General features: G+C 72.6%; 12 protein-coding genes. 5 read left to right on the plus strand and 7 right to left on the minus strand.

Annotated features, from left to right (window positions below):
• Positions 1-22 precede the first annotated feature (22 nt).
• From BX285_RS12125 to BX285_RS12140, 4 genes are all read right to left on the minus strand, one after another.
• Positions 23-1,108 (minus strand): NAD(P)/FAD-dependent oxidoreductase, encoded by a 1,086-nt coding sequence (locus BX285_RS12125; RefSeq protein ID WP_121175120.1) that lies wholly within the window; start codon positions 1,106-1,108, stop codon positions 23-25.
• 182 nt (positions 1,109-1,290) lie between these two features.
• Positions 1,291-2,202, minus strand: coding sequence for an RNA polymerase sigma factor SigJ (sigJ, locus tag BX285_RS12130; protein ID WP_259470505.1), 912 nt, complete (start codon positions 2,200-2,202; stop codon positions 1,291-1,293).
• A gap of 121 nt (positions 2,203-2,323) precedes the next feature.
• A complete protein-coding gene (locus tag BX285_RS12135; protein ID WP_121177463.1) occupies positions 2,324-4,222 on the minus strand; it encodes an ABC transporter ATP-binding protein in 1,899 nt (632 codons plus the stop codon).
• Positions 4,223-4,347: 125 nt separating this feature from the next.
• Entirely contained in the window at positions 4,348-6,081 is a 1,734-nt protein-coding gene (locus tag BX285_RS12140) for an ABC transporter ATP-binding protein (protein ID WP_097237982.1), read from the minus strand.
• A 323-nt stretch (positions 6,082-6,404) separates the two neighbouring features.
• Here BX285_RS12140 and BX285_RS12145 point away from each other — a divergent pair, with 323 nt between their 5' ends.
• Complete coding sequence (locus tag BX285_RS12145; RefSeq protein WP_121175122.1) at positions 6,405-8,339, plus strand: long-chain fatty acid--CoA ligase; 1,935 nt, start codon at positions 6,405-6,407, stop codon at positions 8,337-8,339.
• A gap of 58 nt (positions 8,340-8,397) precedes the next feature.
• A complete protein-coding gene (hemW, locus tag BX285_RS12150) occupies positions 8,398-9,627 on the plus strand; it encodes a radical SAM family heme chaperone HemW (RefSeq protein ID WP_097237984.1) in 1,230 nt (409 codons plus the stop codon).
• A 52-nt stretch (positions 9,628-9,679) separates the two neighbouring features.
• Here hemW and BX285_RS12155 read toward each other — a convergent pair whose 3' ends face one another.
• From BX285_RS12155 to htpX, 3 genes are read right to left on the minus strand one after another with little or no spacing between them, the layout of a single operon-like run.
• Positions 9,680-10,543 (minus strand): DUF3097 domain-containing protein, encoded by an 864-nt coding sequence (locus BX285_RS12155; protein ID WP_097237985.1) that lies wholly within the window; start codon positions 10,541-10,543, stop codon positions 9,680-9,682.
• A gap of 24 nt (positions 10,544-10,567) precedes the next feature.
• Positions 10,568-11,152: a PspA-associated protein PspAB gene (locus BX285_RS12160; protein ID WP_121175123.1), complete on the minus strand. Its 585-nt coding sequence runs from the start codon at positions 11,150-11,152 to the stop codon at positions 10,568-10,570.
• Positions 11,153-11,175: 23 nt separating this feature from the next.
• The gene (gene htpX, locus BX285_RS12165) at positions 11,176-12,096 is read right to left on the minus strand and encodes a zinc metalloprotease HtpX (protein ID WP_121175124.1); all 921 of its coding nucleotides are present in this window, start codon (positions 12,094-12,096) and stop codon (positions 11,176-11,178) included.
• A 295-nt stretch (positions 12,097-12,391) separates the two neighbouring features.
• Between htpX and hrcA the strand changes: the two genes are divergently transcribed.
• The 3 genes from hrcA to BX285_RS12180 all read left to right on the plus strand — a co-directional run bounded on the left by hrcA (position 12,392) and on the right by BX285_RS12180 (position 15,472).
• The gene (gene hrcA / locus BX285_RS12170; RefSeq protein ID WP_030061902.1) at positions 12,392-13,426 is read left to right on the plus strand and encodes a heat-inducible transcriptional repressor HrcA; all 1,035 of its coding nucleotides are present in this window, start codon (positions 12,392-12,394) and stop codon (positions 13,424-13,426) included.
• 75 nt (positions 13,427-13,501) lie between these two features.
• Positions 13,502-14,644 (plus strand): molecular chaperone DnaJ, encoded by a 1,143-nt coding sequence (gene dnaJ, locus BX285_RS12175; RefSeq protein WP_097237988.1) that lies wholly within the window; start codon positions 13,502-13,504, stop codon positions 14,642-14,644.
• Positions 14,645-14,722: 78 nt separating this feature from the next.
• Positions 14,723-15,472 carry a 16S rRNA (uracil(1498)-N(3))-methyltransferase gene (locus BX285_RS12180; RefSeq protein WP_097237989.1) on the plus strand — a complete coding sequence of 250 codons (750 nt, stop codon included), beginning with the start codon at positions 14,723-14,725 and terminating at the stop codon, positions 15,470-15,472.
• Positions 15,473-15,563: the final 91 nt, after the last annotated feature.

Here is a 15,563-nt window from a genome sequence, read left to right on the forward strand (position 1 = left end):
CGGCGACGGCCGCGCTCCCCGGCTACTTCAGTGCGCCGAGGACGACCGAGACGATCCCGGCCTTCGCCAGCCGCCCGGCGGTGCCGGTGAGGACGGTGGGCTTCATCGAGTCGTCCGGGTGGACCAGCTGGAGCAGCCCGTCCCGGCGGCCCAGGCTCAGGCACTGCACGACGTAGCGGAACGAGAACGGCTTCGCGGTGCGGCCGTCGAGCAGCCTGCCGACGTACTGGCCCTGCGGCAGGGCGGTGGCGCAGCCCATCCGCAGGGTGCCGACGCCGGGGACGGTGACCGCGGCGGCGTCGCCCACCACGTGGACGTCCGGGTGCGAGCGCGAGCGCAGGTGGTCGTCGACCAGGGCCCGGCCGCGCTCGTCCACGGCCAGCCCGGCCTGGGCGGCGAGCGGGTGCGGCTCCAGCGAGGCGGCCCACACGGTGAGGCCGGCCTCGATCGGGCCGGCGGTGGTGCGCAGCCCGTCGGGGGTGACCTCGGTGACGGTGGCGTTCTCGTGGACGGCGACGCCGAGCCGGTCGAGGACGCGCCGGATGTGGGCGCGGCCCTTGGGCGAGTAGGTGCCGCCGACCCGGCCGGCCGCGACGATCCGCACCCGCCAGTCGGGGTGGGCCTCGGCGAGTTCGGTGGCCAGTTCGATGCCGGTGGCGCCGCCGCCGACGACGGCCAGGGTGCCGGGGTGCTCGGCCTCGCGGATCAGGCGCCGCACCTCGGTGGCGCGTTCCACGGGGTGGGCGTGTTCGGCGGCGCCGGGGACGTCGTGCCAGGCGGTGCGGCTGCCGAGGGCGTAGACGAGGGTGTCGTAGCCGAGGCTGGTGCCGTCGTCCAGGGCGACCTTCCGCCCGGCGAGGTCGAGTTCGACGGCGCGGGCCCGGCGGTGTTCGATCGTACGGCCGCGGGCCAGGTCGGCGATGGCGGGCCAGTCGCGGCCGCGGCCGGCTGCCGCCTCGTGCTGGCGGATGCGGTGCAGGAGCCGTTCCTCGGGGGCGACCAGGGTGACGCGGTGGTGGCGTCCGGCGCCCTTGGCCGCGGTGAGTCCGGCGTAGCCGGCGCCCAGGACGACGATCCGCTTCCCGGTGCTGCTGGTGCTGCTGCTCATCTCGTCCGCCTCCTGTTCCGTGCGCCCTCGTGGGGCGCTGTTCGGGAAGGGGACGACGCAGCCGGTCGGGATGTGACCGTGACCCGCGTCACGGCATCGTGGGGTCGGGGTCGGGGTCGGGGTCGGGGTCGGGGTCGGGATCGGGGTCGGCGTCGGCGTCGGGGCCAGGGTCAGGGTCAGGGTCAGGGGGCGGTGACCGGGCTGATCCGGCCGAGCTTCTCGGGGTTGACCACGACGTACGCGTCGGTGATCCGTCCGTCGACCACGGCGAAGGCGAGCACTCCGCCGACGGCGCCGGTGGTCCGCTCGTACCAGACCAGTCCCGGTTCGCCGTTGACCACGGCGGGGCCGATGGCCACGTCGGGGGTGAACCACTTGGCGACCAGGCCGGCCACCAGGCGGGCCACCTTGTCGGCGCCGTGGACCGGTCGGGCGGCGGCGCGGACGATGCCGCCGCCGTCGGCGTGCCAGACCACGTCGGGGTCGAGGACCTCCATCAGGCCGAGGATGTCGCCGCGGGCGGTGGCGGAGGCGAAGGCCTCGACGGCCCGGCGGTGTTCGGCCGGGTCGGCGCTGCCGGTGTGCCGGCTGCCGTCCTTGATGCGGCGGCGGGCCCGGGAGGCGAGCTGGCGGGTGGCGTCGGGGGTGCGGTCCAGGGAGGCGGCGATGTCCTCGAAGCCGACCGCGAAGACGTCGTGCAGCACGAAGGCGGCCCGTTCGGCGGGGGAGAGCTGTTCCAGGACGGCGAGCAGGGCGAGCGAGACGGACTCGCTGCGTTCGGCGAGTTCGGCGGGGGTGTCGGGGCCGTCGGCGTAGGAGACGGCGGGCTCGGGCAGCCACTCGCCGTAGTAGGCCTCCCGGCGGGCGCGGGCGGAGCCGAGCTGGTCGTAGCAGAGCCGGGTGACGACGGTGGTCAGGTAGGCGCGCGGGTCGGCGACGGCGGTGCGGTCGGTGGCCTGCCAGCGCAGCCAGGCGTCCTGCAGGACGTCCTCGGCGTCGGTGAAGGAGCCGAGCAGCCGGTAGGCGACGGAGCCCAGGTAGCGGCGGTTGGCCTCGAAGGCGTCCGGGGCGGTCGGGGGCTGCTCGTCGATCACGCACCCAAGGTAGCGCCCGTCGGCACGCATGGCGACAAGCCGGGGCGCGGCGACGGGAGGCCGCGGGAACGCGAAGGCCGGGGCGGAAGGTCCCGCCCCGGCCCGTGTACCTGGCGCCGCGTCAGTCCACCTCGGCCACGGCCTCCGCGAACTGCGCCTGGTAGAGCCGGGCGTAGGCGCCGCCGGCGGTGATCAGCTCGTCGTGCGAGCCCTGTTCCACGATCGACCCGTTCTCCATCACCAGGATGACGTCGGCGTCCCGGATGGTGGAGAGCCGGTGGGCGATCACGAAGCTGGTGCGGCCGGTGCGCAGCCGGGCCATGGCCCGCTGGATCAGTACCTCGGTGCGGGTGTCGACGGAGCTGGTGGCCTCGTCCAGGACCAGGATGGACGGCTGGGCGAGGAAGGCCCGGGCGATGGTGATCAGCTGCTTCTCGCCGGCGCTGACGCCGGCGCCGTCGTCGTCGATGACGGTGTCGTAGCCGTCCGGCAGGGTGCGGACGAAGCGGTCGACGTGGGCGGCCTTGGCGGCCTCGACGACCTGTTCGCGGGTGGCGCCCTGGGAGCCGTAGGCGATGTTGTCGGCGATGCTGCCGCCGAACAGCCAGGTGTCCTGGAGGACCATGCCGATGCCGGAGCGCAGGTCCTCGCGGGACATGGCGGCGATGTCGACGCCGTCGAGGGTGATCCGTCCGGAGCTGACCTCGTAGAACCGCATCAGCAGGTTGACGAGGGTGGTCTTGCCGGCGCCGGTGGGGCCGACGATGGCGACGGTCTGGCCGGGTTCGACCTTGAGCGAGAGGTCCTCGATGAGCGGCTTGTCGGGGTCGTAGCGGAAGGAGACGTCCTGGAAGGCGACCCGGCCGTGGACGGTGTCGGGCTTCTCGGGCATGGCCGGTTCGGGGCTCTGCTCGGGGGCGTCGAGGAGTTCGAAGACGCGCTCGGCGGAGGCGACCCCGGACTGCACCAGGTTGGCCATGCTGGCGACCTGGGTGAGCGGCTGGCTGAACTGCCGCGAGTACTGGATGAACGCCTGGACGTCGCCGATGGACAGGGCGCCGCTGGCCACCCGCAGGCCGCCGACGACCGCGACCAGCACGTACTGCAGGTTGCCGATCAGCATCATCGCGGGCTGGATGATGCCGGAGATGAACTGGGCCCGGTAACTGGCCTGGAACAGCGCCTCGTTGTGCTCGCGGAAGGTCTCGGCGGATTCGCGCCGGCGGCCGAACACCGTGACCAGGGTGTGGCCGGTGTACATCTCCTCGACGTGGGCGTTGAGTTGGCCGGTGGACTTCCACTGCTGGACGAACTGTGGCTGCGCCCGCTTGCCGACCTTGGTGGCGACGACCACCGAGACCGGGACCGAGACCAGGGCGATCACCGCGAGCAGCGGCGAGATCCAGAACATCATCGCGAGCACACCGACCACGGTGAGCAGCGAGTTGACGACCTGTCCCATGGTCTGCTGCATGGACTGGCCGATGTTGTCGATGTCGTTGGTGACCCGGCTGAGCACTTCGCCGCGCGGCTGCTTGTCGAAGTAGCTGAGCGGCAGGCGGGCGAGTTTGGCTTCGACGTCCTGGCGCAGCCGGTAACCGGCGCGCTGGATGGCCGTGGTGGCGAGCCGGCCCTGGAGGATGCCGAAGACGGCGGAGGCGACGTAGATGCCGAGGACCCAGAGCAGGACGGACCCGATGGCGCCGAAGTCCATGCCCTGGCCGGGGGTGAAGTCGACGGCGGAGAGCAGGTCGGCGACGCCGCCCTCGCCGTGGGCGCGCAGCCCGTCGATGACCTGGGCCTTGGTGGTGCCGGGCTGGAAGCGGGCGCCGATGACGCCGGCGAAGATCAGGTCGGTGGCGTCGCCGAGGACCTTGGGGCCGATGACGGCGCAGCCGATGCCGAGCACGCCGAGGACCAGGACGCCGGCGAGCAGGGTGCGTTCGGGGCGCAGCAGGCCGAGGACGCGTTTGCCGGAGCCCTTGAAGTCCATGGACTTCTCGGTGCCCTGGCCGCCCATGAAGCGGCCGGGGCCGGCGGGGCCGCGGCGGGCGGCGGCGGCCTGGGAGTCGCTGGGCAGGTCGGCGTCGGCCTTCTTCAGGTCGGCCTGCGCTCTGTCCGCCGCTGCGGGCTTTCCTGGCGTGGTCACGCCGCCTCCTGCTCGGTGAGCTGGGAGAGCACGATCTCCCGGTACGTCGGGTTGTCGGTCATCAGTTCGTGGTGGGTGCCGGTGCCGACGATGGCGCCCTCGTCGAGGACGATGATCCGGTCGGCGTCGCGGATGGTGGAGACGCGCTGGGCGACGATCAGGACGGTGGCGTCGGCGGTCTCGCGGGCGAGGGCCTTGCGCAGTTTGGCGTCGGTGGCGTAGTCGAGGGCGGAGAAGGAGTCGTCGAAGAGGTAGACGGAGGGCTTGCGGACGAGGGCCCGGGCGATGGCGAGGCGCTGGCGCTGGCCGCCGGAGACGTTGCTGCCGCCCTGGGCGATGGGGGCGTCCAGGCCTTCGGCGAGCTTCTCGACGAACTCCTTGGCCTGGGCGATCTCCAGGGCGTGCCAGAGTTCCTCGTCGGTGGCGTCGGGCCGGCCGTAGCGGAGGTTGCTGGCGACGGTGCCGGAGAAGAGGTAGGGCTTCTGCGGGACGATGCCGACGTGGTCGGCGATGGTGTCGGCGCCGAGTTCGCGCACGTCGACGCCGTCCAGCAGGACCTGGCCGGAGGTGGCGTCGAAGAGGCGGGGGACGAGGCCGAGCAGGGTGGACTTGCCGCTGCCGGTGGAGCCGATGATGGCGGTGGTCTCGCCGGGGCGGGCGGTGAGGTCGATGCCGCGCAGGACGGAGGCTTCGGCGCCGGGGTAGCGGAAGTCGACGTCGCGCAGTTCGAGGTTTCCGCGGCGGGTCACGGCGGTGACGGGAGCGGTGGGCGGGACGACGCTGGACTCGGTGCCGAGGACGTCCTGGACGCGTTCGGCGCAGACCTCGGCGCGGGGCACCATCATGAACATGAAGGTGGCCATCATGACGCTCATCAGGATCTGCATCAGGTAGGAGAGGAAGGCGGTGAGCGCGCCGATCTCCATGTCGTGGTCGGCGATGCGGTGGGCGCCGAACCAGAGCACGGCGACGCTGGAGACGTTCACGACGAGCATGACGGCCGGGAACATGACGGACATCAGCCGGCCGACGCGGCGGGCGACGTCGGTGAGGTCCTCGTTGGCGTCGGCGAAGCGGGCCTGTTCCTGGCCGTCCTTGACGAAGGCGCGGATGACCCGGATGCCGGTGATCTGTTCGCGCAGGACCCGGTTCACCGTGTCGATCTTCTCCTGCATGCTGCGGAACTTGGGGCGCAGCGCGCGGACCAGCAGGACGACGACGACGGCGAGGGCCGGGATGACGGCGAGCAGCAGGCCGGAGAGCGGGACGTCCTGGTTGAGGGCCATGATGATGCCGCCGACGCACATGATGGGTGCGGCGACCATGAGCGTGAAGCTCATCAGGGCGAGCATCTGGACCTGTTGGACGTCGTTGGTGGTGCGGGTGATCAGGGAGGGCGCGCCGAACTGGCCGACCTCGCGGGCGGAGAAGCTCTGCACCTGGTCGAAGACGGCGGCGCGGACGTCCCGGCCGAAGGCCATGGCGACGCGGGCGCCGATGTAGACGGCGCCGATCGAGCAGAGCGCCTGGACGATGGTCACGCCGATCATCACCCCGCCGACGCGCAGGATGTAGCCGGTGTCGCCCTTGATCACGCCGTCGTCGATGATGTCGGCGTTGAGCGTGGGCAGGTACAGCGCGGCGAGGGTGGACACCAGCTGGAGGACCACCAGCAGGGTGATCGGTCGGGAGTAGGGGCGCAGGTACGCCCGGAGCAGTCTGATCAGCACTAGCACACTCTTGTCGTCGCCGGTCGGGTTCGCACCCCGATTCTCGTTGTTCTGTAGCGTCGTACGAGCCATTCGGCGTGTGGGAACCTGAGGTTTGCCGGGCTTTTGCCGAACGGCCCGGCAGCTTCGCCGGCACCGGTCACCGGAGGCACGGGGGTGTGCCAGGAGGCGTCGCCCTCTTACGGAATGACCGGTTTCCCCCTAGGCTGCTGGTTGCCCCCTTGTTACCGACCGGTACCGTCCGCGTGAACCGGGGCCCGGCGACCGCCCCCACGGACGCCGCGAACAATCCCTCAGACGGCCACCCGCCCCCGGAGGTCTCGTTGAGTTCCGCGCAGTCCCTGATCGACTCCGGCAGGCCCGACCTCGTCGCCGGGCGCCCCGCCTCCGTCGCCCACCTGTTCCTGGAGCGGGTCGCCGCGACCCCGAACGCCGAGGCCTACCGCCACCCCGCACCGGTCGACGACCAGGCCGCGGACGGCGCACCCGGCGCCGAGCAGTGGCGCTCGCTGACCTGGGCGCAGACCGCGACGCGGGTCAAGGCGGTGGCCGCCGGCCTGATGGCGCTCGGCATCCGCCCGGAGGACCGGGTCGCCCTGGCCTCCTCCACCCGGATCGAGTGGATCCTCGCCGACCTCGGCGCCATGTGCGCGGGCGCGGCGATCACGACCGTCTACCCGAGCACCAACGCGGACGAGACCGCGTTCATCCTCTCCGACTCGGGCTCCCGTGCGCTGTTCGCGGAGAACGCCGCCCAGCTGGCCAAGGCCGTCGAGCAGATCGGTCAGCTGCCCGAGCTGCGCACGGTCGTGCTGTTCGACGCGCCCGAGGGTGCCCCGGAGGGCGAGCCGGAGACGGGCGGCCTGGACGTGCTCACCCTCGCCGAGCTGGAGCGGCGCGGCGCCGAGTACCTGGAGCAGCACCCGGACGCGGTGGAGAAGGCCGTCGACGGGCTCGGCAAGGAGCAGCTGGCCACCCTGATCTACACCTCCGGCACCACCGGCCGTCCCAAGGGCGTGCGCCTGGTGCACGACTGCTGGGCGTACGAGGGCCGGGCGCAGGAATCCAGTGGGCTGCTGCGCTCCGACGACGTGCAGTTCATGTGGCTGCCGCTGTCGCACGTGTTCGGCAAGACGCTGATCTCCGGGCAGATCGCCACCGGCCACGTGATGGCGGTGGACGGCCGGGTGGACCGGATCATCCACAACCTGCCGGTGATCCGGCCGACCATCATGGCCTCGGCGCCGCGCATCTTCGAGAAGGTCTACAACGGCATCGCGGGCAAGGCCCGGGCCGAGGGCGGCGCCAAGTACAAGATCTTCCTGTGGGCGGCCAAGGTGGCCCGGGAGCACGCCCGGGCCGTCCAGGAGAGCCGGATCGCCACCGGCACCGGCACCGCCCCGCTGGGCCTGCGGGTGCAGCACGCGCTGGCCGACAGACTGGTGTACGCGAAGATCCGGGCGGCCTTCGGCGGCCGGCTGCGCGGGGCCGTCTCCGGCAGCGCGGCGCTGGCCCCGGAGATCGGCTACTTCTTCCTCGGCGCCGGGGTGCCGATCCTGGAGGGCTACGGCCTGAGCGAGACCAGCGCCGGCTCCTGCGTCAACCGCGAGGAGGACGTGCGGATCGGCACGGTGGGCCGCCCGCTGCCCGGCACCGAGGTGCGGATCGCCGAGGACGGCGAGATCCTGCTGCGCGGCCCGGGCATCATGCGCGGCTACCACAACCTGCCGGAGAAGACCGCCGAGGTGCTGGAGTCGGACGGCTGGTTCCACACCGAGGACATCGGCGAGCTCAGCCCGGACGGCTTCCTGCGGATCACCGACCGCAAGAAGGACCTGTTCAAGACCTCCGGCGGCAAGTACGTGGCGCCCAGTGAGGTCGAGGGCCGGTTCAAGGCGGTCTGCCCGTTCGTCAGCAACATCCTGGTGATCGGCAACGGCCGCAACTACTGCACCGCGCTGATCGGCCTGGACGAGGCGGTCCTCATGCCGTGGGCCGCCGCGCACGGCCTGGCCGGCAAGTCGTACGCCGAGCTGGCCGCGGAGCCGGCCGTCCACGAGCTGATCGAGGGCTTCGTGAAGCGGCTCAACGCGGGGCTGCAGCGCTGGCAGACGATCAAGAAGTTCCACCTGCTGCCGCGCGACCTCGACGTCGAGCACGGCGAGCTCACCCCGAGCCTGAAGATCAAGCGCCCGGTGGTCGAGCGGACCTACGCCGACGCCGTCAGCGCGATGTACGCGGGCGCCAACGAGGCCTGAGCCCTCCCGTCCCGTACGGCCCGCGGGGAACGCCCGGGCCGTACGGGACAATGGGGTCATGCCCTCCGCACTCCCCGACGGCGAACCCGTGCCGTCCGACGGTTCCCTGCCCGCGCACGCCCTCGACGGGCTCGGCCGGCGGCCGTTCGGCTTCTACCTGCACGTGCCGTACTGCGCCAGCCGCTGCGGCTACTGCGACTTCAACACCTACACCGCGACCGAGCTGCGCTCCTCCGGGGCCGTCGCCTCCCAGGAGACGTACGCGGACAACGTGGTCGCCGAGATCCGGCTCGCCCGGAAGGTGCTCGGGGACGTCGACCTGCCGGTGCGGACCGTGTTCCTGGGCGGCGGCACCCCCACCCTGCTGCCCGCCCGGGACCTGGTGAAGATGCTCGCCGCGATCCGCGAGGAGTTCGGGCTCGCCGACGGCGCCGAGGTCACCACCGAGGCCAACCCGGAGTCCGTCGGCCCGGCCTACCTGGCCGAGCTGCGCGAGGGCGGCTACAACCGGATCTCCTTCGGCATGCAGAGCGCCCGGCCGCACGTGCTGCAGCTGCTCGACCGCCACCACACCCCGGGCCGCCCCGAGGCCTGCGTCGCCGAGGCCCGCGCGGCCGGCTTCGAACACGTCAACCTCGACCTGATCTACGGCACCCCCGGCGAGTCCGACGACGACTGGCGGGCCTCCCTGGACGCCGCGATCGGTGCCGGGCCCGACCACGTCTCCGCGTACTCCCTGATCGTGGAGGAGGGCACCCGGCTCGCCGCCCGGGTCAAGCGCGGCGAACTGCCGATGATCGACGACGACGTGCACGCCGACCGCTACCTCATCGCCGAGCAGGCGCTCGCCGCCGCCGGCTACCACTGGTACGAGGTCTCCAACTGGGCCACCACCCCCGAGGGCCGCTGCCGCCACAACGAGCTCTACTGGACCGGCGCCGACTGGTGGGGCGCCGGCCCGGGCGCCCACAGCCACGTCGGCGGCGTCCGCTGGTGGAACGCCAAGCACCCCGCCGCCTACGCCCAGGCCCTCACCGAGGGCCGCACCCCGGCCCTGGGCCGCGAGGTCCTGGCGGAGGAGGACCGCCGCGTCGAGCGCATCCTGCTGGAACTGCGCCTGGTCGAGGGCGTCTCCCTGGACCTCCTCACCGCCACCGGCCGCCGGGCCGCCGCCCGCGCCCTGGCCGACGGCCTCCTCGCCGCGGAGCCGTACGAGCAGGGCCGCGCCGCCCTGACGCTCCAGGGCCGGCTGCTCGCGGACGCCGTCGTGCGGGACCTGGTGGACTGACGTTCGTCAACGACCCGCTGGGTGCCCTTCTCGACACCTCGGAATTCCAGGCCTACGCCTGACCCGGCAGCGTCACGAAGTCGATCAGTTCCTCGACCCGGCCCAGCAGTTCGGGCTCCAGGTCCTTGTAGCTGTCCACCTTCGAGAGGATGTGCTTCCAGGCCGCCGGGGTGTCCACCGGCCAGCCGAGGCGGCGGCAGGTGCCCTCCTTCCAGTCCTCGCCGCGGGGGACGGCGGGCCAAGCGGGGATGCCGACGGAGGAGGGCTTCACGGCCTGCCAGATGTCGATGTAGGGGTGGCCGACGACCAGGACCGACGCGCCGGTGACCTGGGCGGCGATGCGGTGCTCCTTGGTGCCCGGGAGCAGGTGGTCGACCAGGACGCCGAGGCGGCGGCCGGGGCCGGGGGCGAAGTCGGCGACGATCGCCGGGAGGTCGTCGATGCCGCGCAGGTACTCGACGACGACGCCCTCGATGCGCAGGTCGTCGCCCCAGACCCGCTCGACCAGTTCGGCGTCGTGCCGGCCCTCGACGTAGATGCGGGACTCGCGGGCGACCCGGGCGCGGGTGCCGGGGACGGCGATCGAGCCGGAGGCGGTGCGCCCGGGCGTACGGGCGGGGGCGGGGCCGGCCGGGCGGACCAGGGTCACCACGCGGCCCTCCAGCAGGAAGCCGCGCGGGACCAGGGGGAAGACCCGGTGCTTGCCGAAGCGGTCCTCCAGGGTGACGGTGAACCCCTCGGCGGTCTTCTCGCAGCGCACCACCGCCCCGCAGAAGCCGGTCGCGGCCTCCTCGACCACCAGGTCCCGTTCGGCGGGCACCTCCGGGGCGGGGGTCTGTCCCCCAGCCCGGCGGCCGGGAGGTGCCCCCGTCTTCCACGGCGGGGTGAGGTCGGGTCCGTACCGGTGGCTGCGCATGAGGGCGACTATACGGACGGACCGTCACAGGCCCGGCGCGCCCCAGACCGGGAACCAGCGGCTCAGGTCCTTCTCCAGCCGCAGGTCGTTCCCCAGCATCGCGTTGACCTGAAGCTCCAGCGGGCTGTTGCGCTTCTCCCCGCCGCCGGGCATCGGGGCGAAGGGGTAGAAGGTGCCGCGCTTGTAGAGGTAGACCAGGGCCAGCGACTGCCCCTCGGCGTTGCGGAAGACCACCAGGGAGCAGAGCAGCTGCGGTCCGAAGCCGTTCGCCTCCAGCTCGCTGTTGACCGCGTGCAGGTCGTTGACCAGCTCCGGAAGCTCCTCGGGGGTGTGCCGGGCGAGCAGCCAGGAGTAGCCGTAGCCGTCCTTGGAGGCCTCCACCGGGACGCCGCCGCGCTCGGTGTCGGCGTCCAGCAGCGCCCGTACCTGCTGTTCGACCTGGACGAAGGCCGCGCCCTCGACGGCCGCGAAGCAGACCGAGCCGAGCCCGGTGGGCAGGAACCCGGCGCCGGCCTCCAGGGTGAGCGCGGCGGACGGCACGCCGAACAGCTGGTCCAGGTCGGGCTTGACGGGCTTGGTGCGGCCGAACAGGGCGTCCAGGATTCCCACGGCGGTCCTTTCCTCGACAGGGGTCAGCGGCCGAGCTGTTCGGAGATCTTCGCCAGCTGCTCCAGGCGCTTCTCCAGCGTCGGGTGGGTGGAGAACAGCTGGGAGGCGGTCTCCCGGGCGTTCAGCGCGGGGGCGAAGTAGAAGGCGTTGTACGGCTGGGCCTGGCGCAGGTCCTTGCTGGGGATGGCCGCGATCTGCCCGGTCACCTTGGTGAGGGCCGAGGCGAGCGCGCTGGGCCGTCCGGTGAGCTGGGCGGCGGCGCGGTCGGCGGCCAGTTCGCGGTAGCGGGAGAGGAGCCGGGTGAGCAGGAAGCTGATCGCGTAGACGACCATCGAGACCAGCGGGATGATCAGGGCCACGATGGCCGCGTTCTGGTCGTTGTTGTTGCGGCCGCCACCCATGAACCCGCCGTACACGGCGATCCGGGTCATCGCGCCGGCGAGGACGCCGAGGAAGCCGGCGATCGTCATCACCGCGACGTCCCGGTGGGCGACGTGGGACAGCTCGTGGGCGAGGACGCCCTCCAGTTCCTCCGGCTCCAGCCGGCGCAGCAGGCCGGTGGTGACGCAGACCACCGCGTTCTGCGGGTTGCGGCCGGTGGCGAAGGCGTTCGGCATGTCGTTGTCGGCGACCGCCACGCGGGGTTTGGGCATGTCGGCCAGCGCGCAGAGCCGGTCGATCGTGCCGTGCAGCTGGGGAAACTCCTCCGGGGACACCTGGTGGGCGCCCATCGCCCGTTCGGTGATCTTGTCGCTGAACCAGAACTGGGCCACGAACAGCCCGCCGGAGATCAGGACGATCAGCGGCCACGCGCCGCGCAGCAGCGCGATCAGCAGGCCGGTGAAACCGACGTACAGCAGCCCGATCACGAACATCGTCACGACCATGCGGCTGGTCAGGCCGCGGTCGGGCGCGAAGCGGGTGGGTTGGCCCGAGCTCGACATCGCTTGCTCCTCCATTCGCCGTCGCTTCCGATGCTGCCACCCGGACGGCCCCGGGGCACCACCCCCGCGCCGGGAACCGTGAACGGTCGCCGCCGTGCGGGCCGTACCCGGAACTGCGGGCAGGATCACCCCGGGCGGGCCGTTCCTGCCGTAGGACCCGGGCCTTACACTGGCAGGTACGGTTCTGGCACTCGTGTGTTCAGAGTGCCAAGACCGGGGCCTCCCGGGGGCGGCCCGTGGCAGTACTGCAGGGACACACAGACGGACAACGTGCGAAGACGGAGGTGCGTGCCCCATGGCCGGAGAGGTCCGCCAGCTGGACGACCGCAAGCTCGCGGTGCTTCGCGCGATCGTGCAGGACTACGTGGGCACCGAGGAGCCGGTCGGCTCCAAGGCCCTGGTGGAGCGGCACAACCTCGGGGTCTCGCCGGCGACCGTCCGCAACGACATGGCGGCGCTGGAGGAGGAGGGCTACATCCACCAGCCGCACACCAGCGCCGGGCGGATCCCGACCGACAAGGGGTACCGCCTCTTCGTCGACAAGCTCGCCGAGGTCAAGCCGATGAGCGCCCCCGAGCGCCGGGCGATCCGGCACTTCCTGGACGGCGCGGTCGACCTGGACGACGTGGTCGCGCGCACCGTGCGGCTGCTCGCCCAGCTGACCCGCCAGGTCGCGGTGGTGCAGTACCCGTCGCTGTCGCGCTCCACCGTCCGGCACATCGAGCTGGTGGCGCTGGCCCCGGCGAAGGTGATGCTGGTGCTGATCACCAACACCGGCCGGGTCGAGCAGCGGATGGTCGATTGCCCGGGCCCGGTCGGCGAGACGGTCCTGGCGGACCTGCGGGCCAGGATCAACACCAGAGCCGCCGGCCGGCGCCTCCCGGAGGTCCCCGGGCTGCTGGAGGAACTTCCGGCGATGTTCGAGCAGGCCGACCGGCCGACCGTCAGCACGGTCCTGGCGACGCTGTTCGAAACGCTCGCGGAACAGAACGAGGAGCGGATCATGCTGGCCGGGACGGCCAACCTGACCCGCTTCGGCCACGACTTCCCGCTCACCATCCAGCCGGTGCTGGAGGCTCTGGAGGAGCAGGTCGTCCTGCTCCGCCTCCTGGGTGAGACCACGGACGCCGCGATGACGGTCAGGATCGGCCGGGAGATCGCCTACGAGGGGTTGAATTCCACCTCGGTGGTGTCGGTCGGTTACGGTTCGGGCGACGAGAGCGTGGCCAAACTGGGTGTGATCGGTCCGACCCGGATGGACTACCCGGGCACAATGGGGGCGGTGCGGGCGGTGGCACGGTACGTGGGCCAGATCCTGGCCGAGTCGTAGCAAGGGCCGCCGTTAAAAATTAACGGCCGGCGACCAGTCGCAGCACTACTACAGGCGGAACAAGCGGAGCATTTGGTGGCCACGGACTACTACGCGGTACTCGGCGTCCGACGGGATGCGGGGCAGGACGAGATCAAGAAGGCGTTCCGGCGCCTGGCACGCGAACTGCACCCGGACGTCAACCCGGACCCGAAGACGCAGGAGCGGTTCAAGGAGATCAACGCCGCCTACGAGGTGCTCTCCGACCCGCAGAAGCGCCAGGTCTACGACCTCGGCGGGGACCCGCTGTCGCCGAGCGGCGGCGGTGGCGCGGGCGGGTTCGGCGCCGGCGCGGCGGGCTTCGGCTTCTCCGACATCATGGACGCCTTCTTCGGCGCCGCGGCCGGCCAGCGCGGCCCGCGCTCGCGCACCCGCCGCGGGCAGGACGCCATGATCCGGCTGGAGATCACCCTGGAGGAGGCCGCCTTCGGCACCACCAAGGAACTCCAGGTCGACACCGCCGTCACCTGCACCACCTGCAGCGGCGAGGGCGCGGCCCCCGGCACCTCCGCGCAGACCTGCGACATGTGCCGCGGCAAGGGCGAGGTCTCCCAGGTCACCCGGTCCTTCCTGGGCCAGGTCATGACCTCCCGCCCCTGCCCGCAGTGCCAGGGCTTCGGCACCGTCGTGCCGACCCCGTGCCCGGAGTGCGCCGGCGACGGCCGGGTCCGCGCCCGCCGCACCCTGACCGTCAAGATCCCGGCCGGTGTCGACAACGGCACCCGGATCCAGCTGGCCGGCGAGGGCGAGGTCGGCCCCGGCGGCGGCCCGGCCGGCGACCTGTACGTCGAGATCGCCGAGACCACCCACAGCATCTTCCAGCGGCGCGGGGACGACCTGCACTGCACCGTCACCATCCCGATGACGGCGGCCTCGCTCGGCACCCAGGTGCCGCTGCAGACCCTGGACGGCCTGGAGGAGGTCGACATCCGGCCCGGCACCCAGTCCGGCCAGTCGATCCCGCTGCACGGCCGGGGCATCACCCACCTGCGCGGAGGCGGCCGGGGCGACCTGATAGTGCACGTCGAGGTGAAGACGCCCACCAAGCTCGACCCCGAGCAGGAGGAGCTGCTGCGCCGCCTGGCGGTGCTGCGCGGCGAGGAGCGGCCGTCCGGCCAGTTCGCGCCGGGCCAGCAGGGCCTGTTCTCCCGGCTGAAGGACGCCTTCAACGGCCGGTAGCCGTCCCGGGAGGGGTGCCGAGGCTTCCTCGGCACCCCTTTCGCGTTCCCGTTCCGCCCCCTTTCCGGAGGTTCCCGCATGACCGCGCCCGTCTTCGTCGTCGAGACCGAGCGGATCGCCGCCGCCGCGCCCGGGGCCGTGGTGCGCCTGGACGGCCCGGAGGGGCGGCACGCGGCCGCGGTGAAGCGGCTGGAGCCCGGCGAGGCGGTGACCCTGGCCGACGGGCTGGGGCTCGGCGTGGACGGGACGGTCGCCGAGGTGTTCGGCAAGGACGCGATCGAGGTGAGCGTCACCGCCGTGCGCCGGGAGCCGGAGCCGGCGCCGCGGATCGTCGTCGTCCAGGCGCTGCCCAAGGGCGACCGCGGCGAGCTGGCCGTGGAGACCATGACCGAGGTCGGCGTGGACGTGGTGATCCCGTGGGCGGCCTCGCGGTGCATCACCCAGTGGAAGGGCGAGCGCGGCGCCAAGGCGCTCGCCAAGTGGCGGGCCACCGCCCGGGAGGCGGGCAAGCAGTCCCGCCGGCTGCGCTTCCCCGAGGTCCGCGACCCGATGACCACCCGGCAGCTGGCGCCCGTGCTGGCGGGGGCCGCGTTCGCCGCCGTGCTGCACGAGGAGGGCGCCGAGCCGCTGGCGTCGGCCGCGCTGCCGCCGGCCGGCGACCTCGTGCTGGTGGTCGGCCCCGAGGGCGGGGTCTCCCCGGAGGAGCTGGCCGCCTTCGCCGAGGCGGGCGCGAAGCCGTACCGGCTGGGCCCCTCGGTGCTGCGCACCTCCACCGCCGGGGTGGCCGCCGGCGCGCTGCTGCTGGGGCGCACCGGCCGCTGGTCGTAGGTTCCCGGCCCGTACTACGGGCCCGCGGCACCGTCCAGCGGGCACGCCCGGGGGTGGCGACTCTGCCGAAAAGCCGGGCGGCTCGTGCGCG

The sequence above is a fragment of the Streptomyces sp. 1114.5 genome (assembly GCF_003635085.1).
Taxonomy (GTDB): domain Bacteria; phylum Actinomycetota; class Actinomycetes; order Streptomycetales; family Streptomycetaceae; genus Kitasatospora.

What these genes read in the sequence shown, in the direction of transcription:
- BX285_RS12125 (WP_121175120.1), bottom strand. Translation starts at nt 1,108, where the DNA reads ATGAGCAGCAGCACCAGCAGCACCGGGAAGCGGATCGTCGTCCTGGGC.
- BX285_RS12135 (WP_121177463.1), bottom strand. Translation starts at nt 4,222, where the DNA reads ATGGGCGGCCAGGGCACCGAGAAGTCCATGGACTTCAAGGGCTCCGGC.
- hemW (WP_097237984.1), top strand. Translation starts at nt 8,398, where the DNA reads ATGCCCTCCGCACTCCCCGACGGCGAACCCGTGCCGTCCGACGGTTCC.
- BX285_RS12155 (WP_097237985.1), bottom strand. Translation starts at nt 10,543, where the DNA reads ATGCGCAGCCACCGGTACGGACCCGACCTCACCCCGCCGTGGAAGACG.
- htpX (WP_121175124.1), bottom strand. Translation starts at nt 12,096, where the DNA reads ATGTCGAGCTCGGGCCAACCCACCCGCTTCGCGCCCGACCGCGGCCTG.
- hrcA (WP_030061902.1), top strand. Translation starts at nt 12,392, where the DNA reads ATGGCCGGAGAGGTCCGCCAGCTGGACGACCGCAAGCTCGCGGTGCTT.
- BX285_RS12180 (WP_097237989.1), top strand. Translation starts at nt 14,723, where the DNA reads ATGACCGCGCCCGTCTTCGTCGTCGAGACCGAGCGGATCGCCGCCGCC.